The sequence below is a fragment of the Sphingomonas sp. GM_Shp_1 genome (assembly GCF_026540895.1).
Lineage (GTDB): Bacteria > Pseudomonadota > Alphaproteobacteria > Sphingomonadales > Sphingomonadaceae > Sphingomonas.
Window position 1 is genome coordinate 119,607 of record NZ_JALNUR010000002.1, and the last position, 25,678, is coordinate 145,284.

The window sequence follows — 25,678 nt, forward strand, 5'->3', positions numbered from 1 at the left end:
CAATGGCACGCCGCAAGACCCACGTTCCCCTGAACGTGCTGATCAATAATCGCCTCGTCGGCCGCCTCGAGAAGGAAACGAGCGGCGCCGTATCGTTCCGCTATGATCAGAGCTGGCTCGAGTGGGAGCACGCATTTGCGGCCTCGCTGTCACTGCCGCTTCGTGCAACCACCTATCGCGGCGCGCCGGTACTCGCCGTTTTCGACAACCTGCTTCCCGACAGCGTAGATATCCGACGCCGCGTGGCGGAGCGCACGGGTGCCGAAGGTACCGATCCGTACAGTCTCTTGGCCCGCACCGGCCGGGATTGTGTCGGTGCGATGCAGTTCCTGCCCGACGGTGAGGCCATCGACGCCATAGGCGATATACGGGGCGAAGCTTTGAGCGACGAGGATATCGAACACCTCCTCGACAATCTCAAAGGTGCGCCGCTCGGGATCGATCCTGGCCAGGAATTCCGAATCTCGATCGCGGGTGCGCAGGAGAAGACCGCGCTGCGGCGCCACGACGGCCAGTGGCTGCGTCCAATCGGAACGACTCCGACAACGCATATCCTAAAGCCTCAGCTCGGCGAGATTCCGACCTCGACCGGCACGGTCGACATTACCGCCAGTGTCGACAACGAGCATTACTGCCTGGCGCTGCTGGGTGCCTTCGGCTTGCCGGTCGCGAAAACCGAGATCGTCACCTTCGGAGCGCGGCGCGCGCTGGTCGTAGAGCGGTTCGATCGCCGATGGCTCGCCGATGGCCGACTGCTGCGCGTTCCGCAGGAAGACTGCTGTCAGGCACTCGGCGTGCCATCCTCCCAGAAATACCAAAGCGAAGGTGGTCCCGCCGCGGCGGACATCATAAGACTGCTCGGCGGTAGCGACGATCCGACCGAGGATCAGGCGACATTCCTGTCGAGCCAGATCATCTTCTGGCTCATCGGCGCGACCGACGGACATGCGAAAAACTTCAGCCTCTTCCTGCGTCCGGGCGGCGGCTTCAAGCTGACGCCCTTCTACGATGTCCTGAGCGTCCAGGATGCTGTCGATCGCGGACAGTTGGCACAGAAGAGTTTCCGGTTGGCAATGTCGGCGGGCACCAGCCGCCATTACCAGGTCGAGGAAGTCCTGGGCCGGCACTTCGTCCAGACCGCGAGAGCCGCGGGTATCGGCCCGACCATTATCGACAAGGTCATCACCGACATTCGCAAAAAAGCCGTCACGGCCGCGGACGTCGCGCGGGAAGCAATGCCGGACGACTTCGCCGACGACGTCCATGCCAGCGTAAGCCGCGCGATCGCCGATCGTCTGGCACGTCTCGACACGGCGTTTACGGAGCTAAGCTAGTCGCGTTGCAAAACATGTCCGGCATGCCCCTCTCCGCCATCCTCATTGTCGGTCAACCGCTTGAGGCTGCGATACTGGACCAGCGTGGCACGGCCGACCTTCGTCGTCTCGAGGTCGCCCGACTGGATGAGCTCGTAGATCCGCGAGCGGCTGAGGCCGGTGATACGAACCGCCGTTGCCACGCGGACCGTCAGCGGCTTGATCTTCCTTTCCCATGCCCGCTCGATCATGTCTGCCCCCGTACTCGCGCGTCGCGCTTGCGCACGAACGCCCGATCGCTCTCCAGAAAGGCCGACAACATCGCGGGGATCAATTCGGTGACCGGCTCCTCAATGCCGTAGGTCGAGGCATAGGCCGCAGCATAGGCCTGCAACGACGACTGGAGGTCCGGCGTGATGGTGATGGCCAGCTTGACCGGCGTGCGGTCGGGCAGCTTGCCGAGCTTGAGATCGGCCATGTCAGCTTGTCCTTCTCGGATAAGGGGCGAGGATGAGATCGTGGGTCACCAGCAAGCGGACCGGCGCCCCGGGACGGATCGTGACCGTCGGCTGGACGTCGAGGTTGCGCTGGGTAATCTGGTCGCCGGCCCGCGCAACGTTCATCTGGGCGGACTGGCGGATCGCCTGCACGAGGTCGCTTCCGCCGGAGATCGACAGCTCGGAACCGACGCCGAGCATGGTCGCGATCGCGACACCCTTGAGCAGCGTCCATGTGTGGAAATCGACCCGGTCGGCAAGCCCGGCATAGCCTTCCGGGTCGGTGGCAGGCATGTTGTCGAGCCGCACCGAGCTGCCGTCGGGCAGGATCAGCCTTTGCCAGATCACCAGCGCACGGCGCTGCCCGAACGCGACGACGCTGTCATACTTGCCGATCAGCCGGGCACCCTGTGGTACGAGCAGGATCGTCCCCGTGACGGTATCGAACACGTTCTGGGTGACCTGCGCGGTGACCATGCCGGGCAAGTCGGAACTCAAGCCGGTGATGAGGCTTGCCGCGATCACGCTGCCCGCCAGCAGGCTGTTGGGCGAAGCAGGAGTGACGAGGGCGCCGACGTTGAGATCGCCGCCCGTGTCTCTGGCCGCGGCGAACTGCTCCTTGCGCGTCCCCGTCGCCGTCGCAGGGATGGCATCAGGGACTTCGGGGCCGACGGGGGAAGCAGGGGTGACCATGCTATGGCCGGTCGTGACCTGCGCCATCAGGCCCGATTCTCGCGCCGCCTTGAGGTCGGCCATCCGCTGCTGCCGTGCTGCCGCGACCGTATCGACGGACGGAGGGGCAACGGTCGCTTCGGCCCGTTCCTGTGCGCGAAGGATTGGCCGGCCAAGGTCGCCGGGAAGCGGTGGGCCGAGCCTGGGCGCATCGCCATAGCTGGCCGGGAGGCCAGAGAGTGCGTCGGCGGCGGGCTTTGCCATCGGCTGAGACAATTCGCTGTCCTGCGCGACGTGCCGGAAGACCTGCGGCTTCAACGCCATCCAGGCGATACCCATCAGGCTGGCCGAGCCCAGTGCGGCGATGCCCATGATCGCACCCTTGCGGAAGCGGATCGCGCGTGCCGGACGGGAACGGATGGCCAATGTCTCCGGGTCGACCTTCGGCGGCTGGGCGGGCGCCTCGGGTGCGGGCGCGTCGAGCATGGCTTCGGCGGGCGAAGGTGCGTCTGACGAAGGTTCGGCAATCTCGGTCATGCCCCCCTCCGCTGAGCGGATGGCCCGATCCTGTCGATGCGGACGACCTGCTGCTTCTTCAAGCCGAGCCGGAGTTCGGCCGCGTCGAAGATACGGTCGACGACATAGAAGCGGTCGCGCAGCCGGTAATTGACCAGTTCCACCTTCCCATCTGGGCCGACGACGAAAAGGGGCGGTGCATCACCATTGGCCAGCGAAGCCGCAAACTCGACATAGGTCCTTGTCCCGTCGTCGAACACGCGCAGCGGCCGCCATGGCGGGCGGTCGCCGCTGATCGCGTAGTTGAAATGCAGCTGCTCGACCGCCAGCCCCGTCGCCCCCGGTGGCGCAGCCTGCGCGGCTTCCGCCTTGCGTCGCACGGCCAGCAGCTCGTCCTGCGGATAGGTCCAGCGCAGCGAGGACAGCGCCGTTGCCGGGGTGCTGGCGAGCCTGAGATGATAGGCGCGCCGGTCGGTCGTGATGACCAGGTTGGTGAGGAGGCCTGCGGAGACCGGCTTGACCAGCACGTGCGTCTGCTTGCCGTCGCCCGAACCGCTCGTCGTATCGCCGATCACCCAGCGGGCGGTATCGCCGCTCGCGACCGCCACGAGGGTCTCGCCGGGCTGGAGCGCAATGTCCGTTACCAGCCCCGGCGCGGTATAGACTTGATAGATCGTGCCGTCGCTGAACGGATAGACCTGCGCGCCGCTGACGAACCCGTTCGCTGCCGGCTCGACCGTGGCGTTCCGTGTCGCGGACCGCACCGTCTTGAGCCGTGCCGCGGTGCGATCCTGCGCCCACGCGGGGCCGGCCAGGACCATGGTGGCGATGGCCGGCAAGATGACGGATTTCATGGGTTCTTCTCCTGTGAGTTGGACAGGCTCACCGCGCCGGATCGGGCGCCGAGTGAAGGATCGAGCGGTGATCCGAATGGAAGGTTCGCCGGCGACCGGGTGGCGGGGCGTGGGGATGGCGACGATGGCGCGGTGTCCAGTTCGCGGCTCCAGTCGATCGCGTCGACATAGATGCCGAGCGGGTTCTTGCGCAGCACATCGGCCGATGTCGGCGCGCGCATGACGATGCTGAGGATCGCCGTCCAGCGCTGGACGCCGGCCTGGCTGCCGCGCTCGAACATGGTCTCGGTCCATTTGACCTGGAACGACGTGTCGGACGCGCGAACGACGCTCGTGACCTGCACCGACACCGTCCGGTCGCCGACCTGGGCAAAGGGCGCTGCCGACCGGGCATATTCCCCCAGGAACTGGGCCCCGCGCTGGGTTGCGAAATCATAGGCCTCGAGCCAGTCGCGGCGCAGCAGCACCGGGTCGAGCGACACCGAGCGGATGTTGGTGATGAATCGCGACAGGTGCCACGCCACCTGCGGGTCGGTCGGCCGGTATGCGACGTCGGCCGGCTGGACGGAGCGCGCCTCGCCGAGCTTGTCGACCTCGACGACATAGGGCGTGACGCGGCTCTGCATCGATTGCCAGGCAAGGGCTGCCGACGTGCCTGCGGTCAGGAACAGGCAGCCGAACGCCATCAGCCGCCAGTTGCGCGCCTGCACGCGCGCCGAGCCGATCCGCTCGTCCCACAGCTGCCCGGCACGCTGGTAGGGTGTCTCGGGCGGCGGCGTTCGCCCGTAGCGCTGCACGCTTCGCTTGAAGACCATGGTTCAGTCGTTCCTTTCCTTGATGTCGGGAATGGCGGAGCCGCCGCCACGATCGCCTTGGCTGAGCGCGTGGATCGCGACTTGGCGGCGATGGCGGCTCGTCTGCTGGTCGCGCATCGCCCGCGCCCAGGCGGGCATGCCGCCCTCGGCGTCGTTCGTGCCCGGCGACGCGTCGGAGGTTCGATTGAGCGCCGACCAGGCGGCGTTGCGACCTCGCTCTGCAGCAGCGCCGAGCCCGAAGGTGCTTTCGATCTTCTGGGCCGCCGCACCCTTGGCAGCGGCGGCCATTCCGCCGACTGCAGAGCCGCCCGTCTCACGACCGAGCTGCGCGGCGGTCGAGGCCGCGGATCCCATTGCGGTGCCGGCACGCACCGCCCCCAGCGCAGCGCCGGCCAGGGCGCGCGCGCCGCCTGCCGCCGCGCCGCCCGCCAGCATCGCGATGCCGCCGGCGCCGACCGCACTCCCCAGCGCCGCGCCGGCGCCGAGTTGCGGCGCGCCTGACACAAGTCCCGAGGCGATCGAAGGCCCGAAGATGCCGAGGCCGAACAGCGACAGGCTGGCAAGGACGAGGCTCATCGCCTGGCCGATGTCGGGCTCCTGACCCCGCAGCGCTTGCGTGAACTCGGCGAAGAAGTTGGAGCCGATCCCGACGATGACCGCCAGCACCATCACCTTCACGCCGGACGAGACGACATTGCCCAGCACGCGCTCGGCGAGGAAGCTGGTGCGGTTCCACAGCGCGAACGGCACGAGGATGAAGCCCGCCAGGCTCGTCAGCTTGAACTCGAGGATGCAGACGAACATCTGCACCGCGAGGATGAAGAAGGCGACGATCACCAGCGCCCAGGCGAACAGCAGGATCATGATCGTCAGGAAATTGTCGAAGAAGGTCGTGAACCCGACCATCTCGCTCGCTTGATCGAGCAGCGGCCACGCCGCCGAGAAGCCGGTACCGGCGAGCCGCCCGGGTTTCAGCAGGTCGTCCGCGGACAGCGTGCCACCGCCGGCGGTCAGCCCGGCCTGCGCGAACGAGCGGAAGATGATGTCGGCAAGGCGAGAGAAGCTGTTGAGGATGAACGCGAAGGCGCCGACATAGAGGATCTTCCTGAGGAAGCGTCCGATGACATTGTCCTCGCCGCCCATCGCCCAGAACAGGCCGGCAAGTGTGATGTCGATGCCGATCAGCGTCGCGGTCAGGAAGCCGACGTCAGGACCGAGCAGCCCGAAGCCGCTGTCGATGTAGGTGATGAACGCCTGGAGGAAGCGGTCGATGACGTTCAAGTCGTTCAAGGCGGTTCATCCTGCGTCGGTAAAGGGATGTCGCGGGGCGCGGTGGGGAGCGGGACCGCACCCCGCGACGGCGACCGATGATCGGGGCATCACCGGCCGCCGGCCGGATCGAGCCTGTCTACGCCGTGGGGCTATTGGGACGTGTAGGCTGATCCGGAGCCGAGGAACTTCCTGGTCGCCACGCGTGCCTCTTGCGCCTGCGTCGCGCGCCGTGCCTGCTCGATCGCCTCGCTACGGAACTGCGCGGCCATCATCTGCTGGAGCTGGAACTGCTGTTTGGCAGTCAGGGCAAGGAGCTGGTTGGTGGCCTGCTGTGCCTGGAGGGAACCTTCCGCGCCTTGGCTGCGCGCGACGATGTCGGCGAGCGCCTGTGTGTCGGCCCGGACGTTCTCGACGACCTGCGCCTGCACCGTCATCGTCTGGCGGAAGGCACCCATGCTGGCATCGAGCCGCGCGCGGGCATCCCGCACGCGGGTGTCGGTGCGGAGCGCCGAGGAGAAGTCGGCGGGAAACAGCGATTTGAACTGGTCGTCGAGCTGGCCGACCCGGAAGTCGATCGCCTGCGCCCGGCCCATCAGCCGGTCGATCTCGGCAAGCTTCTGCTTGAGTGCATCCAGCTGCGGGAAATCGATGCGGCTTAGGTTCTTGCCCATGGCAACCAGCATCTGCGCCTCATTCTGGAGCTGCTGGATCTGCTGGTTGACGCTCTGCAGCGTGCGCGCGGCGGTCAGGATGTTCTGCGCATAGTTTCGCGGATCGAACACGATCCCGCCGAACTGCGCATGGGCCGGCGTCGCCGCCGACATGACCCCCATGATGAAACTGCCCCTGGCAGCGGCGGCGAGCATGGCGGCGATGACGCGGCGGCGGTCGAGGAACGGCATGACGATCTCCAGTGCTTTGGCACCCGCACCCGCGTCGATCGCGGTCGGGCTCGGCATGGAGTGTCGGCCTCTCAGCGCCGCGGCGTCAGATACCGGCTGGGGTCTGCACGGGACCTTGTGGGGACAATCACGAAACCTTCCCCAAAGACCCGGCAGTTGTTGTGGCCAGACTTCGACGTCGCTATGCGTGGCACATGAGTAATACAGCCAATCTTCTGAAGCGAACAGTTCACGTAGGCTTGATTGCGCTGCTAGCTTGCGCCTCGATGGCGGACGCCAGAGCCAACGCCTCTCTGCCGGATATGACCACGGCTCTCCGAGAACTGCACGTGGAGAGTGCTTCGGTCGCCGTGATCCGCAACGGACGGATCGTCTCGACGGGCGCCTGGGGCATGGCAGGGCCAAACCGGGCGGCGACCGTCGCCACGCCCTATAATCTCGCCTCGCTGACGAAGCCGCTGACGGCGGAAGTCATCCTGCGCCTGGTGTCAGCTGACAGGCTGTCGCTCGACGAGCCGATGGATCGCTACTGGAGCGATCCCGACCTGTCGCGTGATCCCCGGCGGATGAAGCTCACCGTCCGCATGGCGCTGAGCCATCGCACCGGGTTGCCAAACTGGCGCGATGCCAAGGGGCTGGCGTTCGATCATGATCCTGGCACGACGACCGGCTATTCGGGCGAGGGGTATCAATATGCCGCGCGCTACGCCGAGCGTCGCACCGGGCAGTCGTTCGAGACGCTGGCTGGCCGCTGGCTGTTCGCACCTGCCCACATGCGCGCTTCCGGGTATGTGTCGGCGCAAGGCGAGGCGGCGCCGATCGCCGTGCCCTACGACGACGCCGGCAAGCCGCTCCCTGTAGAGCGTGTGACGCGCTACAACGCTGCCGATCTCGCGCACGCGACAGCGCGTGATTATGCGCGCTTCCTCATCGATGCGCGCAACGACAGGGGCCTGGTCGCGTCCGTCGCGGCGGAGCGCAGCAAATCGCAGGCCGATCTGACGCCCGGAATATGTGCCGGATCGAAGGCAGCCAGCTGTCCACCCTGGACCGGCTTTGGCTTCGGCTGGCAGCTTCTCGGATTTCCCGGAGGCACAACGATGCTCCACACCGGCAAGGATGCCGGGGCCTTCACCTTCGCCGCGATCGATCGTGCGAGCGGCGACGGCATCGTGATCCTGACCAACAGCGACAACGGATGGCGGGTCATCCTGCCTATCCTCGAACGCACCGGCAGCGACCCGAAGCTGATCGCCTTCCTGCGTGGCCAGATGAACTGACAGGACCAAGGTCATGCTGACTGCCCTTGCCGCCGCCGCAGTCCTGCGGACGACGGCTCCGTGCTCACGTCCTTCTCGTCTTCGTTGCAGTTTAGCCGAGCGGTAGCAGGCGACCAATCGCGATCGGTTCAGACTTGGCCGCGGATCGTGGCGGCGCGCTCCGCGAGTACGGCCGCCGGCCCTTCAAGCTCGTAGAAGGCAAAGGGATTGAGGAATTGCCGTCCCCAGAACAGCGCCCTGTCCACCGGCCCCAGGCTCGCCTCGTCGCACAGCGCGAGCCATTGCGCGCCAATGGTCTCGATCTGCCTGGACACGATCGCAATGGCCTGGTCGGACGTCATATGGAAGTCGCCGGCGGCGGCCAGGCAGGTGGCGATCTGGCTCGAGCGGTGCCGGCCCACAATCAGCATCGCTTGGCTGGCTTCCTCGCCGGCTCGCGCCTGTGGGCAAATGTCGTAGGCGGGCGTCAGGGCGAGCTGCGCCCCATCCCAGAACGCGGCGTGGTTGCGCGTATGATCGTCGACATTGCCGACCAGGATGTTGAACGTCAGCCGCGCGAACAGCTCGTGCAGGGTCGCGGTCGGATTGATGAAGCGGAAGCGTATCTTCTCGGCAAGATCCTGATAGCTCGCATAGCGCGCCTGCATCTCGTCGAGCTCAAGGATGGTGAGCGCCGATACCATCGCCCGGCGGTGCCAGTCATTCCCGGTCGGCACCGTCGCGTATCGCGCTCGCCATCGCAAGTGTGCCGAGGGGTGCGATGAGTTCGCCCACGAGCGGGAGTTCCGGCATATAAAGCGGGATGGCGTCGGTCCGCTCGCGATACGAACGGCCATACATGAACTGGATACGCTCGCCGTCGGATACCAGCCGGCCAGCAACGACCGGCTTCGTGGCTCCGGGCAGCCAGGTCCAGACAAAGGCCTCGCGCGGATGGGGCAGCTTAGAAGTCATCGCTGAAGCTCAACGGCCTCGGCCGCACGCGGCGAGGGAGCAGTGCGAGGCGCTTGCCCGCTTCGTCGAGCCGCATCGACACCCCCTGTGCATCCTCTTCGAACAGCGGAATGCCGAGGATGGCACACGCCTCGAAGGCAAGTCCCAGTTCGACCTTCGGATCACCCCTTTCCAGCCGATGCAAGGTGCTGCGGTCGACGCCGAGCCGGTCCGCCAAGTCTTGCGCGGTCATCCTGCGCGACTTGCGCTCGAGCTGCACCAGCATGCCGAGGAGCTCTACAGCGGCAATCGTATAACGTGCGTAACTGCGCTTCTTTGAAGCAGGCATCTGTGGCACCCATCCGGCATCAGGCGGGTTAACGCGTGATGTATCCGGCAAATGTAATCTCAAACATCCATTGTCAATCCTTCTGCTGCATGTATCCATCATTAGAAAGGTTAATGATGGATACATCCATCGATCATGTCCCATCGCCAACGGCTCGTCTTTCGCGGTAGAAAGACCCAAGGCGATCGATTTTTGCCATTATCGCGCATCTCGAATGCACGATGATCTCAGACCGAGGCAGCCTAGCTGTGACCGCAGCAGGCGTCGCGTAATTCTGCATCGCTAGAGTGATGCTCCGCCAGGTTCCGGCTGCGGGGCATCGGCCATGAGGTCGGCCGCCCAATCGAGGCCAGCGTCGCGAAGGAAGGCACTGGCGAAGCCATCGCGGCCATGTTCGGCGAGCACAGCATTGATCCGCTTCTGCGTCGCCGGGTCCGACGCGCCGCACAGCGCGAGTGCGATGGGACCAAGCCCCAGCTCGAACAGCCGGTTCCCGCGCGCCGACTGGAGGTAGTAATGGCGCTTGGGGGTCGCCCGGGCGATCAGCTCGACCTGTCGGTCGTTGAGACCGAAGCGCGCGTAGAAGTCATGGCCCTGCGGTTCGACCGCCCGGTCGTTGGGCAGCAGGATCCGCTGCGGGCAGCTTTCGATGATCGCGGGCGCGATCGCCGAGCCCGCGATGTCGGCGAGGCTCTGTGTCGCGAAGACGACTGCGACATTCTTCTTGCGCAGCACCTTCAGCCATTCGCGGATACGCGCGGCGAACAGTGGGTGGTCGAGGAAGATCCACGCCTCGTCGAGGACCAGCAGCGTCGGGCGCCCGTCGAACCGCGCCTCCAGCCGGTGAAAGAGATAGGTCAGCACCGGCGCGACCGCGCTGGCCTGGCCCATCAGCGCCTCGGTCTCGAAGCATTGGACATCGGCAAGGTCGAGTTGCTGCTCGGACGCGTCGAGCAATCGGCCGTGCGGTCCCTCCAGTGTGTAGGGCTGGAGCGCGAGGCGCAACGCGTTGGACTGGAGCAGCAGTGCGAGGCCGGTCATGGTCCGCTCGTCACGCGGGGCGGAGGCAAGGCAGCCTAGCGCAGTCCAGATCGCGTCCTTTACGTCAGGGGTAACCGGCACGCCCTCGTGCGCCAGCAGCGCCGCGATCCATTCGGCGGCCCAGCCTCGTTCAGCGGCATCGTCGATATCGGCGAGCGGTTGGAAAGCGAGCGTCGTGCCGTCCGCCTCCGCCGCGCCCAGCGCATGGTGCGCCCCGCCCATCGCCAGCACCGACGCACGCGCGCTGTAGCCCTTGTCGAAGATATAGACCTGGGCTTGGCGATAGCGGCGGAACTGGAGCGCGATCAGGTTCAGAAGCACCGACTTGCCGGCGCCCGTCGGCCCGACCACCATCATGTGCCCGACATCGCCGACATGGGTCGACAACCGAAACGGCGTCGATCCGGCGGTCTTGGCGACGAGCAGCGGCGGCGCTTCCTGGCTCGTGACCGCGGCGAGATGGTCGTTGCCGGCCGGGCCGGCCCAGACCGAGGAAAGCGGCATCAAATGCGTGAGGTTGAGCGTGTGCACCAGCGGCTGCCGGACATTGGCATAGGCGTGGCCGGGCAGGGACGACAGCCAGGCCTCGACCGCATTCACCGTCTCGCGCTTGGCGGTGAAGCCGAGTCCGTTGACGATCCGCTCGACCGCGCGGACCTTGTCCTCGACGGCTTCCCGGCTGCGGTCGCTGACCGTGATCGTCGTCGTCAGATAGCCGAAGGCGACATGGTCGCCGCCGAGCACTTGGAGCGCCTGGTCGGCATCGGCGACCTTGTTGTCGGCATCGCTGTCGAGCAGCTGCGCCGGGGTGTTGTACATGACCTCGCGCAGCAGCGCGGTGACCGACTTGCGCTTGTTGAACCACTGCCGCCGGAGTGAAGTGAGCGTCTTGGTCGCCTGAGTCTTGTCGAGCGGGATGAAGCGCGTGGCCCAGCGATAGCCGAAATCCTGATGATTGAGCGCGTCGAGGATGCCGGGGCAGCTGAGATTCGGAAAGCCCAGTACCGTCAGCGTGCGCACATGCAGTTGCCCGAGCATGAGCTCCAGCCCGCCGACCAGCGGCGTGTCGGCGAGGATGCCGTCGAGATACATCGGGGTCTCAGGGACCGCGACGGGATGGCCCCGGTCGGAGACGGTGCCATGCAGGAAGGTCAGCGTCTCGCGGTCGTCGAGCGGACGCACCGACGCCATGACGCCCGACAGCAGGTCGAGCACGCGATCGGTCTCCGCGACGAACGAAGCGAGCGTACCCCGCCAGTCGCGCTCCCGGTCGCTGTCGGGGCGCTCGACTAGGCTCCGCCCGGCACGGTCCGCCGTGTCCGCCGGTGGCAGCCAGGTCAGTGTCAGGTGATAGCGGCTCTCGAAATGCGTGCCCGCGGCCTCGAACGCCGCCCGGCGCTCGCGATCGACGAGCCAGCTCGCCGGGTCGGGAAAGTCGCTGTCGGGATAGGCCAGGGCCTCGCGCCGCTCGGCGTCGAAGAACAAGGCCCAGCCGCTGCCCAGACGCTTGAGCGCGTTGTTCGCCCGTGCGCAGGCGCCGACCAACTCGGCCTCGGTGGCGGATTCGAGATCGGGGCCGCGGAAGGCGAGCACCCGCAGGAAGCTGCCGTCCTTGTTCAGCACCACGCCCGGGGCGACCAGCGCCGCCCAAGGCAGGTGATCGGCGAGCCGCTCGGCACGGTCGCGATATTCGCCGAGGTACATCATGCCATCTGGCTCAGCATGCGAGATATCCCTTCTGGCGGATGTGACGGAGCAGGACCGGCGCGAAGTCGGGATCGCGGCGCGCCGCCATCACCGCGGCGCTGTGGCCGACGGCCCAGAGCAGCACCCCGGCCACCCATTGCTGGAGGCCGAGGCCGACCGCGGCGGCCAGTGTCCCGTTGATGATCGCGAGCCCGCGGGGTGCGCCGCCGAGCAGCAGCGGCGCGCCGAGCGAATGATGGATCGTCACCTCGAAGCCATCGAGGTGCCGGCCGGTATCGGTCGCCGGGGCGGTCATGCGACCAGCGCCCCGCCGCCGAAGCTGAAGAAGGACAGGAAGAAGCTCGACGCGGCGAACGCGATCGACAGGCCGAAGACGATCTGGATGAGGCGCCGGAACCCACCTGCGGTTTCGCCGAACGCCAGCGTCAGCCCCGTCGTTATGATGATGATCACCGCGACGATCTTGGCGACCGGCCCCTGCACGGACTCGAGCACCTGTTGCAGCGGTTCTTCCCACGGCATGCCCGAGCCGGCCGCCTGGACCTGGGTCGCGAAGGTCAGGGCGAGGCCGATCGCTGCACCGGCGATGAGATTCCGCCGAGCGGTCGGGCGCGTGATGGAAAGACGGGTCATGGTCGGGTCTCCTTCGGGTTGAACGGGGACAGGTCGGCGAGCGTGTAGGCGCCGGTATCGGGGTCGAGCCCGGCGACACGCGCGATGGTCGAGACGCGACGGTCGACACCGCGCCCGGCGATGAAGACGACGAGGTCGATCGCCTCGGCGATGAGCTGGCGCGGCACGGTGACGACCGCTTCCTGGCAGAGCTGCTCGATCCGATAGAGCGCGGCTTGTCCGCTGTTGGCGTGGACCGTCGCGACCCCGCCTGGGTGCCCGGTGTTCCAGGCCTTGAGCATGTCGAGCGCCTCGGGGCCGCGCACCTCGCCGACGATGATCCGGTCGGGGCGCAGCCGCATCGTCGAGCGCACCAGCTGGGTCATCGACACGTGCGGCGGGCGCGTGCGCAGCGCCACCGTGTCGGGCAGCGGGCATTGCAGCTCGCGGGTGTCCTCGATCAGGATGACGCGGGCATCCTGCCCTGAGCGATCTTCGGCCATCTCGGCCAGGAGCGCGTTGGCGAGCGTCGTCTTGCCCGAGCTGGTGCCGCCGGCGACGAGGATGTTGTCCCGCCGGACAACCGCGGTGCGTAGCGCCGCGGCCTGGACCGCGGACATCAGCCCGTCGGCGACATAGTCGTCGAGCGTGTGGAGCTTTGTCGCGGGCTTGCGGATCGCGAAGCAGGGCGCTGGCGCCACCGGCGGCAGCACGCCTTCGAACCGCTCGCCGGCATGGCCTTCGACATGCGGCGGCAGCTCCGCCGAGATGATCGGGTGCTCCGCATGGACCTCGGCGCGGGCATAAGACGCGACCAGCCGGACGATGCGCTCGACCTGGTCGGCCGCCATTCGCACCCCGGTATCGCTCCGGCCTTCGCCGAGCCGGTCGAGCCGCAGCGCACCATCGGGATTGACCATGATCTCGACGACAAGCGGATCGCGCATCGCGGCAGCGATGTCGGCCCCCAGCGCCGTGATCAGCATCCGGCGGCCACGCTCCGCGGACAGCGCGCCGCTCACCGGTCGCTTCCCCGCGTGAGACGAATCGCATCCGCGTCCTGCACCGATCCCCCCAGCGAACGGCGTCCGGTCGAGACCTGTCGCCCCACCTGCGTCACGAAGGCCTCGAAGCGCTTGGCGCCGAGCGCGCGACCGGCGGTATCGTTCTCGGCCAGCGGGGTCTGGATCGAGAGTTCGAACCGGATGAACAACGCCAGCGTCTCGAGGATGACATAGGTGTCCCGGTCGACCCGCCCGATTGCGTGCGTCAGCCGGTCGAGCCGGATCGCGAACCGGTCCTCCAGCTCGGACGCCCCGCGCCGGTTGAGCCAGGCGGTGACCGCATCGACGAGGATTGCCGACTTGGTCGCGCCGGGTTTGGCCGCGAGTGCCTCCAGCCGGTCGGACAGCGGTCTCGGGAGAAAGAGTTGATGGCGCACCTTGTCGCTCGTCTTGTCCATCGCTCAAATCCCCAGCAGCAGGTCGTCGGGGCGGCCCGAGGCGGCATCGAGGCCATAGACCGTGCGAGCGGTGCCGACCTGCTGGGCACGGTCCATCGCGCGTCGCTCCGCCGCCTGATCGCCATCGTCATCGCCGAGGCCGAGTGGGTCGGCGATCTCCGGCTCGACCATGATGGTCGGCTCGATCTCGTGGGCAGGATGCCGGGCCTGTTCGAGCCCGGCGTCCTCCGTGTCGTTGCTGGCTTCGGTGCCAACCGCGAGCCGCAGGTCGGCCCCGCATACCCGTCCGGCCCAGTCGTCGGGACGGGCGGCGGGCACGTCGCGATATCCGCCTGCATCGAGCGTCGGCGGCGGAAGGACGCGCGCAGTGTAGCGCCGGTCCTCATAGTAGCGCAGCTTCCTGGCCCGGATCGGCGGATGGCCCGAGATCAGCAGGAGCTCGTCGGTCGGCGCGAGCTGCATCACCTCGCCGGGCGTCAGCAGGGCGCGTGCGGTCTCCTGCCGGCTGACCATGACATGCGCCAGCCAGGGCGCGAGCCGGTGACCGGCATAGTTGCGCATCGCGCGCTGCTCGGTCGCGGTGCCGAGCGCATCCGATATCCGCCTCGCCGTCCGCTCGTCGTTCGTCGCGAAGGCGATGCGGACATGGCAATTGTCGAGGATGGCGTTGTGCTCGCCGTAAGCCTTCTCGATCTGGTTGAGGCTCTGTGCGATCAAGAAGGCGCGCACGCCATAGCCTGCCAGGAAGGCGAGGCTCGTCTCGAAGAAATCGAGCCGCCCGAGCGCCGGGAACTCATCGAGCATCATCAAGAGAGTCCGCCTGCTGCTGGGGCGGCTTCCGGAACCTGCGGCACCGGTTTTGCCGTCGTTGCCAAGGCCATGGAGTTCCTCGGTCAATCGGCGGCCGATCTGGTTGAGGATCAGCCGCACGAGCGGCTTGGTGCGGCTGATGTCGGACGGCGGTACGACGAGGTAGAGGGAGACCGGATGCGCTGCCTCCACGAGGTCGACGATCCGCCAGTCCGACGCGGCTGTTACGGCCGCGACGGTTGGATCGCGATAGAGGCTGAGAAACGACATCGCCGTCGACAGCACGCCCGAGCGTTCGTTATCGCTCTTGTTGAGCAGTTCGCGGGCGGCCGAGGCAACGACGGGATGGACGCTCGGCGCATCATCGGTGCCCAGATGGTTGGTCTCCATCATATGGCGCAGCGTCTCGGCGAAGCTACGCTGCGGATCGGACAGGACGGTCGCGACGCGGGCGAGCGTCTTCTCTCCCTCGGCATAGAGGACGTGCAAGATCGCGCCGACCAGCAGTGCATGGCTGGTCTTTTCCCAATGGTTGCGCCGCTCCAGCGCACCTTCCGGGTCGACCAGGATATCGGCGATGTTCTGGACATCGCGGACCTCGTTCACGCCGCGCCGCACCTCGAGCAGCGGATTGTAGCGCGCCGAGCGGGCATCGGTCGGATTGAACAGCAGGCAATGCGAGAAGCGCGCGCGCCAGCCGGCGGTCAGTTGCCAGTTCTCGCCCTTGATGTCGTGGACGATCGTCGAGCCGGTCCAGGTGAGCAGCGTCGGCACGACCAAGCCCACTCCCTTGCCAGAACGGGTCGGTGCGAACGCCATGACGTGCTCGGGGCCGTCGTGGCGAAGATCGTCACCGCCGAACCGGCCGAGGACGACGCCGCGATCACCGAGCAGTCGGGCCGCCGCGACGTCCTTGCGGGCCGCCCAGCGAGCCGAGCCATAGGTGGTGAGGTTGTTCGATTGTCGCGCCCGCCAGATCGATCCAAAGACTGCGGCGCCGCACCCGAGGAAGCCTCCGGCCGCAGCGATCGCACCGGCCTCGTCGAAGATGACCGGCGCGTAGGCGTCGAACGAGAACCACCATGGGAAGATCGACCACGGATGGTAGATCGGACGATCGAATGCGATGAACCAGGGCGGGCCGAGCTGCGGCTGGTAGGCGAGCCGAGCGGCGGCCCATTGCGTCGCGATCCAGATACTCGCGACGACGATCGCGAGCACCACGAGGATCTGTCCGATAAGCAATTTGGTCGGTGTCACGAGCGTCTCCAGCCCGGGACCGGACATCCTGTCCTCCGGGCCGCCTCCACGATCGCATCATCGCCGCCCCACGATCAGACCCTCGCTGGGGCCGGCACGGACGTGTCGGAGGACATCGATGCGACGTCCGCCGTATCCAGCGAGTGAATCAGCGGGGTCGCGCACGCAAAATCGAAGCATGGGGCAACGGGCCCGATGCAAGCGATCAAGGCACCGAAGCACCGGCACGAGACCATCGCCGATGGCGGCCCCATCGGTCCTTGGAAATTCGGCGGCCGTTCTTGAATGCCAGCATCCGGTGCTGCCGGGCAGCGACATACTATTTTATCGATGCCGGCGATGCGCCGACCTCTTGGTCGACATCGCGAATATGCGTAAAATAGTCGCAGCCCATGCCGAACAGAGCATCGACCGGGTCGCTGGCGCGTATGTCCAGGCCTCGCGGCTAAAGGCGCCGGCGCATGTTCAAGCATGTCTCAGGGCCCGGTTCGGCCGCACAGCCTTGCCGTCGACGGAGCATGTCCACCGCTTGCCCGCCTTGCATTGGGCATCGGACGCGATAAGCTGGCGGCGTGCGGGCCCCGGTCCGCATCGAGGCTTGAGGACCTTGCCTGGGATATTTTGGCCGGGACGAACGATCGTTCCGGGCTGCTGGCGTAGATGTCCAGGCCGCGCTCGTCGGCTAAAAACGCCCGCCACGTCCCTTGCGCGAGTGACCCGATCGCTGGCCTGGCCGGCTCGCCTCGGCGCTGGAGGCGTCCCATGTCTTCCGGAGAAGCTGCCGCGCGGGCGCGTGTCCGCTGCTCGCCATGAGCAGTGGATCGGCACTCCCTCGCGCACGTCGCACTAAAGGCGACGATGCGCTCGTCGAGACGCTGTACGCGGTCGAGGCGCCTCGCCTGGCGCGATCGCGTGCAAGGCGCTCCGATCGCCACGATGCCTTCGACCTCGTCCATGACGCGTTCGTCCGGCTGCTCGGCCTCGGACCGGACCGGCTGCGCTCCCTGGCGCAGGACAGACCGGTGGCGTATCTCTGGAGGATCGCAACATCGGTTGGGCTGGACCAGGCCAAGCGCGACCTTCGCCGCGCGTCGGACATGCACGTCCCGCTCGACAGCGTCGAACTCGTTGCCCCCGATATCGAGCGGCAACTCGAGGCGCGCGACGAACTGCGGCGCATCGAGCGCGCCGTCGAGGCCATGCGTCCCCGCACCCGTGCCATCTTTCTCGCGCACCGCGTCGACGGCATGAGCTATGCCGAGATCGCGCAGGCCTGCGGGATTGGCGTGAAAGGGGTCGAGAAGCAGATGAGCCGGGCGATCGCCATTCTCGCCCATGAACTGGACCATGCCGACGATGGCTGACAATCGACGGCTGCAGCGCGAGGCCGCAGCATGGCTCGCGCGTCTCCAGGCGCCCGATGGCGAACGCGATCGTGCCCGCTTCGAGGCATGGCGCAACGCGGACCCCGCGCATGCCGCCGCCTTCGCCCGGGTCGAACGGCACTGGCAGGACAGCACCATCATGGCGCGGAGCAGCCTGCGCTATCGCGCACCGCTAACAAAGCCCTGGTGGCATATCGGTGCGTCCGCGCCCGGCCGACTCGCCTTCGGCAGCGCCGCCGCCATGGCCCTTGTCGTCGCGGCATGGAGCGTTTCGCATGCGCCGCGCGTCGCCGAGCCGGAGCGCGTCGCCAGCGCCGTCGGCCAGCTTCGTACCATCGGCCTTCCCGATGGGTCGCGCGTCACGCTCGATACCGACAGCACGCTAGCGATCCATTACTCTCCGGAAGCGCGGCAGCTTGTGCTCGAGCGGGGCCGCGCGCGATTTACGGTCGCCCATGACTCGCATCGCCCGTTCACCGTGACGGCAGGTGCGATGACCGTCGTTGCACACGGGACGGTCTTCGATGTCGACACCCGACCGAGCGGAGCCGGCGTCACGCTGATCCAGGGCATCGTCGAGGTGATCACCCGATCGGCAAAGTCGCCGGAGCAACGCATCCGCCTGACGGCCGGCAAGCAGGTCACCGCCACGGCGGATATGACGCGTCTCTCGGCGCCCAGGACGGTGCCGGCGGGCACGACAGCCTGGACGAGCGGGATGCTCGGCTTCGATTCTGCGCCGCTCGATCGCGTCGTGGCCGAAGCGAACAGCTATTCGGCAACCAGGCTGGTCCTCGCCGATCCCTCGCTCGCCCGGCTGCGGGTCACTGGGGCATTCCCGGCCGACAAGCCGGCGGACCTGGCGGCCAGCCTTGCCCGCATGTTCGGCCTGCGCGTCGAGACGCGAGCGGATGGCGCCATCCTGCTCCTGCCGACCACCGGCGCCTCGCGTGGGCCGCAAGGGGGGTAGATCGAGCGCGTGTCGTTGAACCCCGTGGAGCGGCGATCATGCCGCAGGGGGAACGACGATGAATCGCTTCTATCTCGGGGGTGCCGGCCTTGCCTGCCTGGCCGTTGTCGCACCGGCCAATGGCCAGGCACGCGACGAACACGCCTATGACCTGCCAGCCCAGCCGCTGGGATCGGCGCTGAGGGCGATCGCCCGGACGACCGGGCAGGCCGTCATGGTCGATGCGGCCCTCGCCGCCGGACGCCGCGCGCCGCCGCTCAAGGGGCGGTTCGATGCCGCGGGCGCGCTGGCGCGCGTGCTCGCCGGGTCGGGCCTGCGGGCCGAGCCGATCAACCAGGGATTCGTGGTTCGATCGGACGGCACGCCGCAGACCCGGGCCGAGGTAGAGCCCTCCCTGGACACCGAGATCGTGGTCACTGGAAGCCGCATCCGCGGTGCACCGGTCGCTTCCACGTTGGTCGTGCGCACCGCCGACACGATCCGCAGCGAAGGCCAGGCGACGCTTGCCGAGGTCATCCGGACCATCCCGCAGAATTTCGGCGGCGGCCAGAACCCCGGCATCGGTGCCAATGTACCGGCCAGGAGCGGGGTCAATGTCGGGAGCGGATCGTCGCTCAACTTGCGCGGCCTGGGCAGCGATGCCACATTGACGCTGCTCAATGGCCGGCGCCTCGCCTATAGCGCCTCGCGACAGAGCGTCGATGTCTCCGCGATCCCGGTGAACGCGGTCGAGCGGATCGAGATCGTCGCGGACGGCGCCTCCGCTCTCTACGGATCGGACGCGATCGCCGGCGTGGCCAACATCCGGCTGCGGCGCGACGCCCAGGGGCTGACCACGAGCGCGCGCCTCGGCGCCTCCACCGACGGCGGCAATGTCGAGCAGGTCTACGGCGTCGTGGCAGGAAAGCGATGGTCCGGCGGCGGCATGCTGCTCGCCTATGAGTTTGGTCACAGCACCGCCATCCGCGCCGTCGACCGCGACTATGCCCGCGACCGGGTCGGACTCGATCTCTACCCATCGCTCCGGCGGCACAGCGTGGTACTGTCCGGCCACCAGGGGCTCGCCGACACGGTCGAATTGTCGCTCGACCTGCTCTACAACAATCGCCGCAGCTTCTCCCAGTTTCCGTTGAGCGCCGCCGGGGTGACGCCGTTTCGACACGCCGAGCAGCCGTTCGACAGCGACTCGGCCGCGATCGCGCCGGCGCTGCGCTGGTCTCCCGGCGCGTGGCGCTTCGAACTCGCGGGCAGCGCGGGCCGGGACCGGGTCCATTATGCGACCAACCAGTTTACCGGCACGCAGCTGACCAGCCGGACCTTCGGCTGCTATTGCAACGATGCCCATAGCGTCGAGCTCGCGGCCGATGGCCCGCTCCTGGCCTTGCCCGGCGGTCCCGCCAAGATCGCGCTGGGCGTCGGCTATCGTGACAACCGGCTCGTCAGCCAGCGCGGCGACAACATTGCGCAGGACGTCGATGCGCACCAGGACAGTCGCTACGCCTATGCCGAGGCCAGCCTGCCGCTCGTCGGCCCCGCCCAGGCGATCCCGGCCATCCATCGCCTCGATGCCAGCCTGGCCCTTCGCCATGAAGATTATCCCGGCGTCGACGCGGTCACCACGCCGAAGCTTGGCCTGATCTACGCGCCAACGCCCGATGTCGCGGTGAAGGCGAGCTGGGGCCGGTCCTTCCGTGCGCCGACGCTCCTCCAGCGCTACCAGCCGCTGGTGGTCGCCGCACTTCCAGTCACCGTGTTCGGTGGCACCGGCCTGCCGCCAGGAGCCACGGCCATGCTCTTGTCCGGGGGACGCGATTCCCTCCAGCCCGAGCGTGCGCGAAGCTGGTCGACGACACTGGCAATTCATCCCCGCGCGGTCGACGGGCTGAGCGTCGAGATAAGCTATTTCGAGACGCTCTATCGGGATCGTATCGTGGCACCGGTCACCTTCATCGCCCGTGCGCTCGCCGATCCCGCCTATGCCGACCAGGTGCTGCGCTCCCCCAGCCTTGCAACCCTCGAGAGCCTGCGTCTCGGGGCGGGGCAGTTCCTCAACGCCACCGGTCGCACCTATGACCCCACGAGCGTGGTCGCTGTCATCGACAACGCCAACCGCAATGCCGGCCGGCAGCGCGTACGGGGCCTCGACATGCTGGCCCGCCTCGATCGCAGCGTTGGCGCCGGGCAGGTCAACGCCACCCTTTCCGGCGCCTATCTGCAAAGCGACCAGCAACTGACGCCGGCGCAGCCCGTCGTCGATCTGGCCGGCACGATCTTCAATCCTCCCCATTTTCGCGGACGAGCCACCCTCGGCTGGACCCAGGGCGGCTTGACGATGACCGGCGCGGTAAGCCGGATCGGCGGGGTCGAGGACCAACGGACCACGCCGGCGCGCCGTGTCGGCGGCATGACCCAGGGCGACTTCACGCTTCGCTATCGCACCGGTTCGGGGCCGACATGGTGGCATGGCGTCGACCTTGTCGTCACCGCCCAGAACATCCTGGATGCCACGCCCAGTCCGATCGCGACGAGCCTGCCATACGACACGCCCTACGACTCGACCAACTATTCGCCCTTCGGGCGTGTCCTCGCCGTTTCGATGAGCAAGTCGTGGTGAGCGCGATGTTGTTAGCCGCTGGCCTCGCTCTTGCCGGTATCGATGCCGCACCACCGCCATGCCCCGGGATGGCGCCGACGGCTGTCTCGGCTGCCGCAGCGGGACGGCCGGTCTCGCTCGACGATCTTCTGGCCTTGCGCGACATCGGCCAGCCCGACCCCTCGGTCGGGGGACCGAGCCCGCTCACCGTCTCGCCCGATGGTCGCCGGATCGCGTTTATCATCTCGCGCGCCGACCCCGTGGCCAATCGCGTCTGCCAGACCTTGGTCGTGCTCGACCTCGAGCCGCAGGCTCGGCCACGGATCGTCGATGAAGGCGGCGAGGCCATACGCGCGGAAAACGTCGTGCGCGGGTCGCGGACCGGCAGCGGCCTCCCCGCAACCATCGTCCCGGCATGGTCGCCCGACGGACGATATCTGGCCTATCTCAAGCGCGTCGGCGGCCGGACGCAGGCCTGGCGCGTCTCGGTCGACGACGGTGCCGCCGTCCGGATCACCGAAGCGCCGGACGATGTCGAGGCCGTCGCGTGGAGCGAGGATGGGTCAAGGCTCGTCTTTGCGACGCGGCCCGGACGAACGACCTTCGCCGACGCGGTGCGTGCCGAAGGGCGCAACGGATTCCTGTTCGACCATCGCGTAATTCCGCCCAACGGCTTTGCACCGCAGCTACCAGGCGATCTCGAGCGAATGGTTTGGTCGGTTCCCCGGGAGGGCGGACCGGTTGCGCGTGCCGGTCGCCAGGACATCGCACGCCTGGGTGGTGAACCAATATTGAGCGAGCCCTCTCCCCTGAATGCCGTGACGTCGGACGGGCGCAGGGCGGGCGCCGAGGTGGACGGTCCGTCCCCCTTTGCCGGCCGCCGGATCTGGGCCGACGGTAGCGATCGCCAGCGTCTGGCCTGTACCGCTTCCGAATGCCATGGCTCGATCCGCGGGACATGGTGGGCCCCCGACGGCCGCACCCTTCTCTTCCTCCGCTATGAGGGCCCGAACAACGAGCGTACGTCGCTCTTTCGCTGGACGCCGGGCGAGGCTGCAGTCCGCCGCATCTTGACTACCGAGGATGCGCTGGTCGGCTGCACCATGGCCCCTCGGGAACTGCTGTGCCTGCGCGAAGCATCGCTGGCGCCGCGTCGTATCGTGGGGATCGACCTTGCTAGCGGTACCGCACGAACCGTCCTCGACCCGAACCCAGAGTTCGCGTCACGAGCCAAGCCCCATGTCGAGCGCCTGCGCTGGACGAACCCTGCCGGCCTTCCCGCCTGGGGCGATCTTGTCCTGCCTGTAGGCCGTCCACCCGCCAGCGGCTGGCCGCTCGTCATCGTCCAGTACACCAGCCGCGGCTTCCTGCGCGGCGGCACGGGCGACGAATATCCGATCCTGCCACTGGCCGCGAACGGGATCGCGGTGCTGAGCTTCCAGCGTCCACCGCTTGTCGTGCAGGCCCAGCCCAACCTCTCGAGCGCCCAGGCGGTCGCCGCGGTCTTGCGCAACTGGGACGAGCGACGCAGCACCCATGCGTCGCTCGAAGCGGGATTGGCCAAGCTTGCCGCGCGCGGCGACATCGACCGCGACCGGATGGGCATTACCGGGCTGAGCGACGGATCGACCACGGCGCGCTATGCCCTGGTCGCCGGCATGCCGTTCCGCGCCGCGTCGCTCAGCACCTGCTGCCGCTACCTGCGAAGCGACCTCATCTACGGAGGCACCGTCCTCGCCGACGAGATGCGTGCCATGGGCTTTCCCAAGGTGACCGACGACGATCCCGCCTTCTGGGCGCCGCTATCCTTGCCCCAGGCGGCCCACCGGCTGCGCACGCCGATCCTCTTCCAGTTGGCCGACGAGGAAGGCCTGTTCGCGCTCGAGACATTCGCGGCGCTGCGCGAGAGCGACGTGCCCATCGAACTGCGCATCTTCCCGGACGAGCATCATTTCAAGTGGCAGCCGGCGCACCGGGCCGCGGTCTATGCCCGTAATCTCGACTGGTTCCGGTTCTGGCTCCGGGGCGAGGAGGATCCCGATCCCGCCAAGCGCGAGCAGTATCGGCGGTGGCAGGACTGGCGTGACCATTCGGCCCTGACCCGGCCCCCGGCATCAGCTCCATGACCGCGCCCACGCCTCGGCGTCGGCGAGTTGCAACAGCCGGGCAAAGCGCAAGTCGCGGGCCGGTCCCGGCGCCAGCGCGGCCTCCACCGCCGCCCGGTCGATGACGCCATGGACGGCCAGGCATCCGTCGAGCAGGAAAGGCCGCAACTGGTCGGCCTCCCGCTCGACCAGTCGCGCCAGGAAGCCGGTTGGCGTGCCCTTGGAGCGCCGCCCCACCACCGCTGCGGGCAGGCGGGCGGCATAGGCTTGTCGGACGAGCACACGATTGCGTCCCTCCTCGAACCACATCCAGCTCGGCACTCGTAGCGCAGCCTCGGCAATAGGCTGCGAGACGAGAGGCGACAGAAGCGCCGGATGTCGGTCCGGATCAAGGCCATCCGCGACCGCCATGGCGGCAAGAAGAAGACCGACCTGCGCTGCCTTGCCCGGCGGTGTGCCGCGCGGCACGTCGAGCCATGGATGGGAAGGATCAAGGCCATCGACTATCCCGGGATCGAGGAAGCTGTGGTCAACCGGCCAGCGATAGGCCGCGCGACGCGTCGCCAGGCGCACGCCAGCGCGCGCCAGGACAGCGGCAAGGCTGACCTGGGCCATCCGCGCGATCGCGGCCGCGGTTGCTAGGGGACGTGACTCCCTGCCTATTCCGAGCAGGGCATCGACCACCGGGGCGACGCTTTGCAGCGAGCAGAACATGTTGTCGCCGCCACCGCCATCGATGACCAGTGCCGAGCTGGTTTCTCTCGCCAGATCGTCCGCGGCAGCAAAAGTGGCCTGGCGGAACTGGGCACCGGTCGGTCGTGGCAAGCCACGCGCGAGGGGATGGGTGAGATTCACTTGCCGAGGATCGCGCACGACCTCGACCAATGGGACGTCGAGATGGCGCGCCACGGCCCGGGCATGATCGCGTTCGTCGCCCTGCGCGTCCGCGACCACCATTGTCAGGCAAGTGAAGCGGCGCCCACTAGATGCCAGCGCCGCCGCCACGACCGACGAATCCAGTCCGCCGGACAGGAGCAGGATCGCCGGCACGTCGATGGGGAGGCGTGACACGACCGCAGTGTCGATCGCCCGGGCCACTGCTTCCGCCGCCGCATCCCGACCTTGGAATGCCTGCGCCCGGTCGGCCCATGACCAGGGAGACCAGTACCGCTCCAGGCGAATGCCGCGGTCCGAAATCTGGATTGCTTGGCCGCCGCCGAGTTCCTCGACGCCGCGCAGGCAGGTGCGCCCATTACGCAGGTCGGTGGCCGCGAGGAAATGGCCCAAGGCATGCCAGTCGACAGCCGGAGCCGAAGCACCGAACGCGCCCAACAGCCGGACCGAAGAGGCCACAACGACATGGTCTCGCGCATCATGCCAATAGCATGGCAAGCTGCCGAACGGCGCGCGCAAGGCGTAGCGGCCGTCACTCAAGGTACCGAAGGCAACATAATCGCCCCAATGGTTGCGCGTCAGTTCACTTGCCGCGCTTCCAGTCCCGGCCGGGGCGCGAAGGGTCGCTTCCGTCAGCGGCGTGGCTTCTCCGCGCCGGAACAGCGATCCGACAATCCAGAGTCCCTGCGCCGCGCTCACATTCGACGCTGCGATTATCATCCGATCGTCGACGTGGCATAGCCCAAGGCCCGCCCGGCCGGCTGCCTCGGAAAAGAGGGCTTGCTCCCCTGCGCCGAAGGGCTTGGACCTGGCCAGCCATGCAGCGAACGCCGGCCGGATCATATCACGAGAATCGGCGTGAACGCGTGCACGACATGCAACTCGTCGTTGAGCACTTCGGTGTCGCGCTGGACCCAGGCATGTGCCGCGAACGGGTCCAGCTGCACGCCGAAGACAAGCCGGGCATCGGCAGAAGCACATCGCCGGGCCAGCGCCAGCGACAGGGGAAGACAGTTTCCCGCCGGACTGACCAGCAGGCGCAGTCGCGCAAAGGCGCCCGCATGGCGATCGACATCGCGGACAGTTCCGGCCTGCCGCTCTTGCCGACGCTGAAGTTGTGCAAGTTCACATCCCAGGCCGCGCCTGCGTATGCGGCAGGTGCTCGCCGCGAAGCACAGTCCGGCAATCATCGTCGAGGACCTAGGCGTGGTGTCGATTAGGTCGAGGCGACTGGTCCGCGCGCGCGGAAGTTCGCAAGGCACAAGAGGCTCGCCCTTGGTGCTGTCGAGCAGTCCGGCCCGGACGAGTGCGAGGAGCGGTGCCGCCTCCTCGCCCACGAGTTCTTCGCCCGCGCATTGACGGTTGAGCGCTTGGCTCGTCGCGACGGGAAGCATCCAGTAGCGATCCGAGCGGGCATCGAGGAAGATCACGCTGTC

24 protein-coding genes are annotated in these 25,678 nt (G+C 67.6%); 6 read left to right on the plus strand and 18 right to left on the minus strand.

All coding sequences use genetic code 11. From position 1 onward, the window contains the following. Nucleotides 1-2 precede the first annotated feature (2 nt). Entirely contained in the window at nt 3-1,334 is a 1,332-nt protein-coding gene (locus OXQ33_RS01770; RefSeq protein ID WP_267432920.1) for a type II toxin-antitoxin system HipA family toxin, read from the plus strand. Here the strand turns inward: OXQ33_RS01770 and OXQ33_RS01775 are convergent. The 7 genes from OXQ33_RS01775 to trbJ form a co-directional block, all read right to left on the minus strand. Continuing rightward, nucleotides 1,331-1,564 carry a DNA-binding protein gene (locus OXQ33_RS01775; RefSeq protein ID WP_267432921.1) on the minus strand — a complete coding sequence of 78 codons (234 nt, stop codon included), beginning with the start codon at nt 1,562-1,564 and terminating at the stop codon, nt 1,331-1,333. The two genes, OXQ33_RS01770 and OXQ33_RS01775, sit on opposite strands and share 4 nt — an antisense overlap. Further along, complete coding sequence (locus tag OXQ33_RS01780) at nt 1,561-1,791, minus strand: DUF2274 domain-containing protein (RefSeq protein ID WP_267432922.1); 231 nt, start codon at nt 1,789-1,791, stop codon at nt 1,561-1,563. The genes OXQ33_RS01775 and OXQ33_RS01780 overlap by 4 nt, the downstream gene beginning before the upstream one ends. A gap of 1 nt (nt 1,792) precedes the next feature. Next, nucleotides 1,793-2,968, minus strand: a complete 1,176-nt coding sequence (locus OXQ33_RS01785; protein WP_267433053.1) for a TrbI/VirB10 family protein — start codon at nt 2,966-2,968, stop codon at nt 1,793-1,795. 47 nt (nt 2,969-3,015) lie between these two features. Beyond that, complete coding sequence (trbG, locus tag OXQ33_RS01790; RefSeq protein WP_267432923.1) at nt 3,016-3,852, minus strand: P-type conjugative transfer protein TrbG; 837 nt, start codon at nt 3,850-3,852, stop codon at nt 3,016-3,018. After that, nucleotides 3,849-4,667 carry a conjugal transfer protein TrbF gene (trbF, locus tag OXQ33_RS01795; RefSeq protein ID WP_267432924.1) on the minus strand — a complete coding sequence of 273 codons (819 nt, stop codon included), beginning with the start codon at nt 4,665-4,667 and terminating at the stop codon, nt 3,849-3,851. The genes trbG and trbF overlap by 4 nt, the downstream gene beginning before the upstream one ends. 3 nt (nt 4,668-4,670) lie before the next feature. Next, the gene (trbL, locus tag OXQ33_RS01800) at nt 4,671-5,957 is read right to left on the minus strand and encodes a P-type conjugative transfer protein TrbL (RefSeq protein ID WP_267432925.1); all 1,287 of its coding nucleotides are present in this window, start codon (nt 5,955-5,957) and stop codon (nt 4,671-4,673) included. 131 nt (nt 5,958-6,088) lie between these two features. Further along, nucleotides 6,089-6,841, minus strand: coding sequence for a P-type conjugative transfer protein TrbJ (gene trbJ, locus OXQ33_RS01805; RefSeq protein ID WP_058732948.1), 753 nt, complete (start codon nt 6,839-6,841; stop codon nt 6,089-6,091). Nucleotides 6,842-7,035: 194 nt separating this feature from the next. On the opposite strand from trbJ, the gene OXQ33_RS01810 reads away from it, so the two are divergent. After that, nucleotides 7,036-8,121, plus strand: coding sequence for a serine hydrolase domain-containing protein (locus OXQ33_RS01810; RefSeq protein ID WP_267432926.1), 1,086 nt, complete (start codon nt 7,036-7,038; stop codon nt 8,119-8,121). Nucleotides 8,122-8,249: 128 nt separating this feature from the next. Here the strand turns inward: OXQ33_RS01810 and OXQ33_RS01815 are convergent, their stop codons facing one another. The 9 genes from OXQ33_RS01815 to OXQ33_RS01855 form a co-directional block, all read right to left on the minus strand. Continuing rightward, the gene (locus tag OXQ33_RS01815; RefSeq protein WP_267432927.1) at nt 8,250-8,804 is read right to left on the minus strand and encodes a HipA domain-containing protein; all 555 of its coding nucleotides are present in this window, start codon (nt 8,802-8,804) and stop codon (nt 8,250-8,252) included. A 16-nt stretch (nt 8,805-8,820) separates the two neighbouring features. After that, the gene (locus tag OXQ33_RS01820) at nt 8,821-9,075 is read right to left on the minus strand and encodes a hypothetical protein (RefSeq protein WP_267432928.1); all 255 of its coding nucleotides are present in this window, start codon (nt 9,073-9,075) and stop codon (nt 8,821-8,823) included. Next, on the minus strand, nt 9,065-9,403 hold the full coding sequence (locus OXQ33_RS01825; RefSeq protein ID WP_267432929.1) for a helix-turn-helix transcriptional regulator: 339 nt from the start codon (nt 9,401-9,403) through the stop codon (nt 9,065-9,067). The genes OXQ33_RS01820 and OXQ33_RS01825 overlap by 11 nt, the downstream gene beginning before the upstream one ends. Before the next feature lie 282 nt (nt 9,404-9,685). Then, nucleotides 9,686-12,151, minus strand: a complete 2,466-nt coding sequence (trbE, locus tag OXQ33_RS01830) for a conjugal transfer protein TrbE (RefSeq protein ID WP_267432930.1) — start codon at nt 12,149-12,151, stop codon at nt 9,686-9,688. 10 nt (nt 12,152-12,161) lie between these two features. Next, a complete protein-coding gene (locus OXQ33_RS01835) occupies nt 12,162-12,446 on the minus strand; it encodes a VirB3 family type IV secretion system protein (RefSeq protein ID WP_267432931.1) in 285 nt (94 codons plus the stop codon). Next, on the minus strand, nt 12,443-12,784 hold the full coding sequence (locus tag OXQ33_RS01840; RefSeq protein ID WP_042485066.1) for a TrbC/VirB2 family protein: 342 nt from the start codon (nt 12,782-12,784) through the stop codon (nt 12,443-12,445). Before OXQ33_RS01840 ends, OXQ33_RS01835 begins: the two co-directional genes overlap by 4 nt. Next, a complete protein-coding gene (trbB, locus tag OXQ33_RS01845; RefSeq protein WP_267432933.1) occupies nt 12,781-13,785 on the minus strand; it encodes a P-type conjugative transfer ATPase TrbB in 1,005 nt (334 codons plus the stop codon). Before trbB ends, OXQ33_RS01840 begins: the two co-directional genes overlap by 4 nt. Then, nucleotides 13,782-14,225, minus strand: a complete 444-nt coding sequence (locus OXQ33_RS01850; RefSeq protein WP_267432934.1) for a CopG family transcriptional regulator — start codon at nt 14,223-14,225, stop codon at nt 13,782-13,784. The genes trbB and OXQ33_RS01850 overlap by 4 nt, the downstream gene beginning before the upstream one ends. Before the next feature lie 3 nt (nt 14,226-14,228). Next, a complete protein-coding gene (locus OXQ33_RS01855; RefSeq protein WP_267433055.1) occupies nt 14,229-16,295 on the minus strand; it encodes a conjugal transfer protein TraG in 2,067 nt (688 codons plus the stop codon). 809 nt (nt 16,296-17,104) lie between these two features. Here OXQ33_RS01855 and OXQ33_RS01860 point away from each other — a divergent pair. The 4 genes from OXQ33_RS01860 (at nt 17,105) to OXQ33_RS01875 (ending at nt 23,369) form a co-directional block, all read left to right on the plus strand. Further along, on the plus strand, nt 17,105-17,659 hold the full coding sequence (locus tag OXQ33_RS01860) for a sigma-70 family RNA polymerase sigma factor (RefSeq protein WP_267432935.1): 555 nt from the start codon (nt 17,105-17,107) through the stop codon (nt 17,657-17,659). Next, a complete protein-coding gene (locus OXQ33_RS01865) occupies nt 17,631-18,650 on the plus strand; it encodes a FecR domain-containing protein (protein ID WP_267432936.1) in 1,020 nt (339 codons plus the stop codon). The genes OXQ33_RS01860 and OXQ33_RS01865 overlap by 29 nt, the downstream gene beginning before the upstream one ends. A gap of 58 nt (nt 18,651-18,708) precedes the next feature. Further along, the gene (locus tag OXQ33_RS01870; RefSeq protein WP_267432937.1) at nt 18,709-21,264 is read left to right on the plus strand and encodes a TonB-dependent receptor; all 2,556 of its coding nucleotides are present in this window, start codon (nt 18,709-18,711) and stop codon (nt 21,262-21,264) included. Between the two features lie 68 nt (nt 21,265-21,332). After that, nucleotides 21,333-23,369: an Atxe2 family lasso peptide isopeptidase gene (locus OXQ33_RS01875; RefSeq protein ID WP_267432939.1), complete on the plus strand. Its 2,037-nt coding sequence runs from the start codon at nt 21,333-21,335 to the stop codon at nt 23,367-23,369. Here OXQ33_RS01875 and OXQ33_RS01880 read toward each other — a convergent pair. After that, nucleotides 23,358-25,085 carry an asparagine synthetase B family protein gene (locus OXQ33_RS01880; RefSeq protein ID WP_267432941.1) on the minus strand — a complete coding sequence of 576 codons (1,728 nt, stop codon included), beginning with the start codon at nt 25,083-25,085 and terminating at the stop codon, nt 23,358-23,360. The two genes, OXQ33_RS01875 and OXQ33_RS01880, sit on opposite strands and share 12 nt — an antisense overlap. Then, a complete protein-coding gene (locus tag OXQ33_RS17485) occupies nt 25,082-25,672 on the minus strand; it encodes a lasso peptide biosynthesis B2 protein (protein ID WP_267432943.1) in 591 nt (196 codons plus the stop codon). The genes OXQ33_RS01880 and OXQ33_RS17485 overlap by 4 nt, the downstream gene beginning before the upstream one ends. Between the last annotated feature and the right edge of the window lie 6 nt (nt 25,673-25,678).

What these genes read in the sequence shown, in the direction of transcription:
- OXQ33_RS01770 (WP_267432920.1), top strand. Translation starts at nt 3, where the DNA reads ATGGCACGCCGCAAGACCCACGTTCCCCTGAACGTGCTGATCAATAAT.
- OXQ33_RS01835 (WP_267432931.1), bottom strand. Translation starts at nt 12,446, where the DNA reads ATGACCGCCCCGGCGACCGATACCGGCCGGCACCTCGATGGCTTCGAG.
- trbJ (WP_058732948.1), bottom strand. Translation starts at nt 6,841, where the DNA reads ATGCCGTTCCTCGACCGCCGCCGCGTCATCGCCGCCATGCTCGCCGCC.
- OXQ33_RS01850 (WP_267432934.1), bottom strand. Translation starts at nt 14,225, where the DNA reads ATGGACAAGACGAGCGACAAGGTGCGCCATCAACTCTTTCTCCCGAGA.
- OXQ33_RS01870 (WP_267432937.1), top strand. Translation starts at nt 18,709, where the DNA reads ATGAATCGCTTCTATCTCGGGGGTGCCGGCCTTGCCTGCCTGGCCGTT.
- OXQ33_RS01840 (WP_042485066.1), bottom strand. Translation starts at nt 12,784, where the DNA reads ATGACCCGTCTTTCCATCACGCGCCCGACCGCTCGGCGGAATCTCATC.
- OXQ33_RS01785 (WP_267433053.1), bottom strand. Translation starts at nt 2,968, where the DNA reads ATGCTCGACGCGCCCGCACCCGAGGCGCCCGCCCAGCCGCCGAAGGTC.
- trbF (WP_267432924.1), bottom strand. Translation starts at nt 4,667, where the DNA reads ATGGTCTTCAAGCGAAGCGTGCAGCGCTACGGGCGAACGCCGCCGCCC.
- OXQ33_RS01810 (WP_267432926.1), top strand. Translation starts at nt 7,036, where the DNA reads ATGAGTAATACAGCCAATCTTCTGAAGCGAACAGTTCACGTAGGCTTG.
- OXQ33_RS01780 (WP_267432922.1), bottom strand. Translation starts at nt 1,791, where the DNA reads ATGGCCGATCTCAAGCTCGGCAAGCTGCCCGACCGCACGCCGGTCAAG.
- OXQ33_RS01825 (WP_267432929.1), bottom strand. Translation starts at nt 9,403, where the DNA reads ATGCCTGCTTCAAAGAAGCGCAGTTACGCACGTTATACGATTGCCGCT.
- OXQ33_RS01865 (WP_267432936.1), top strand. Translation starts at nt 17,631, where the DNA reads ATGAACTGGACCATGCCGACGATGGCTGACAATCGACGGCTGCAGCGC.
- OXQ33_RS01775 (WP_267432921.1), bottom strand. Translation starts at nt 1,564, where the DNA reads ATGATCGAGCGGGCATGGGAAAGGAAGATCAAGCCGCTGACGGTCCGC.
- OXQ33_RS01815 (WP_267432927.1), bottom strand. Translation starts at nt 8,804, where the DNA reads ATGGTATCGGCGCTCACCATCCTTGAGCTCGACGAGATGCAGGCGCGC.
- trbE (WP_267432930.1), bottom strand. Translation starts at nt 12,151, where the DNA reads ATGATGTACCTCGGCGAATATCGCGACCGTGCCGAGCGGCTCGCCGAT.
- OXQ33_RS01875 (WP_267432939.1), top strand. Translation starts at nt 21,333, where the DNA reads ATGGCGCCGACGGCTGTCTCGGCTGCCGCAGCGGGACGGCCGGTCTCG.
- trbG (WP_267432923.1), bottom strand. Translation starts at nt 3,852, where the DNA reads ATGAAATCCGTCATCTTGCCGGCCATCGCCACCATGGTCCTGGCCGGC.
- OXQ33_RS01880 (WP_267432941.1), bottom strand. Translation starts at nt 25,085, where the DNA reads ATGATCCGGCCGGCGTTCGCTGCATGGCTGGCCAGGTCCAAGCCCTTC.
- OXQ33_RS01820 (WP_267432928.1), bottom strand. Translation starts at nt 9,075, where the DNA reads ATGACTTCTAAGCTGCCCCATCCGCGCGAGGCCTTTGTCTGGACCTGG.
- OXQ33_RS01860 (WP_267432935.1), top strand. Translation starts at nt 17,105, where the DNA reads ATGAGCAGTGGATCGGCACTCCCTCGCGCACGTCGCACTAAAGGCGAC.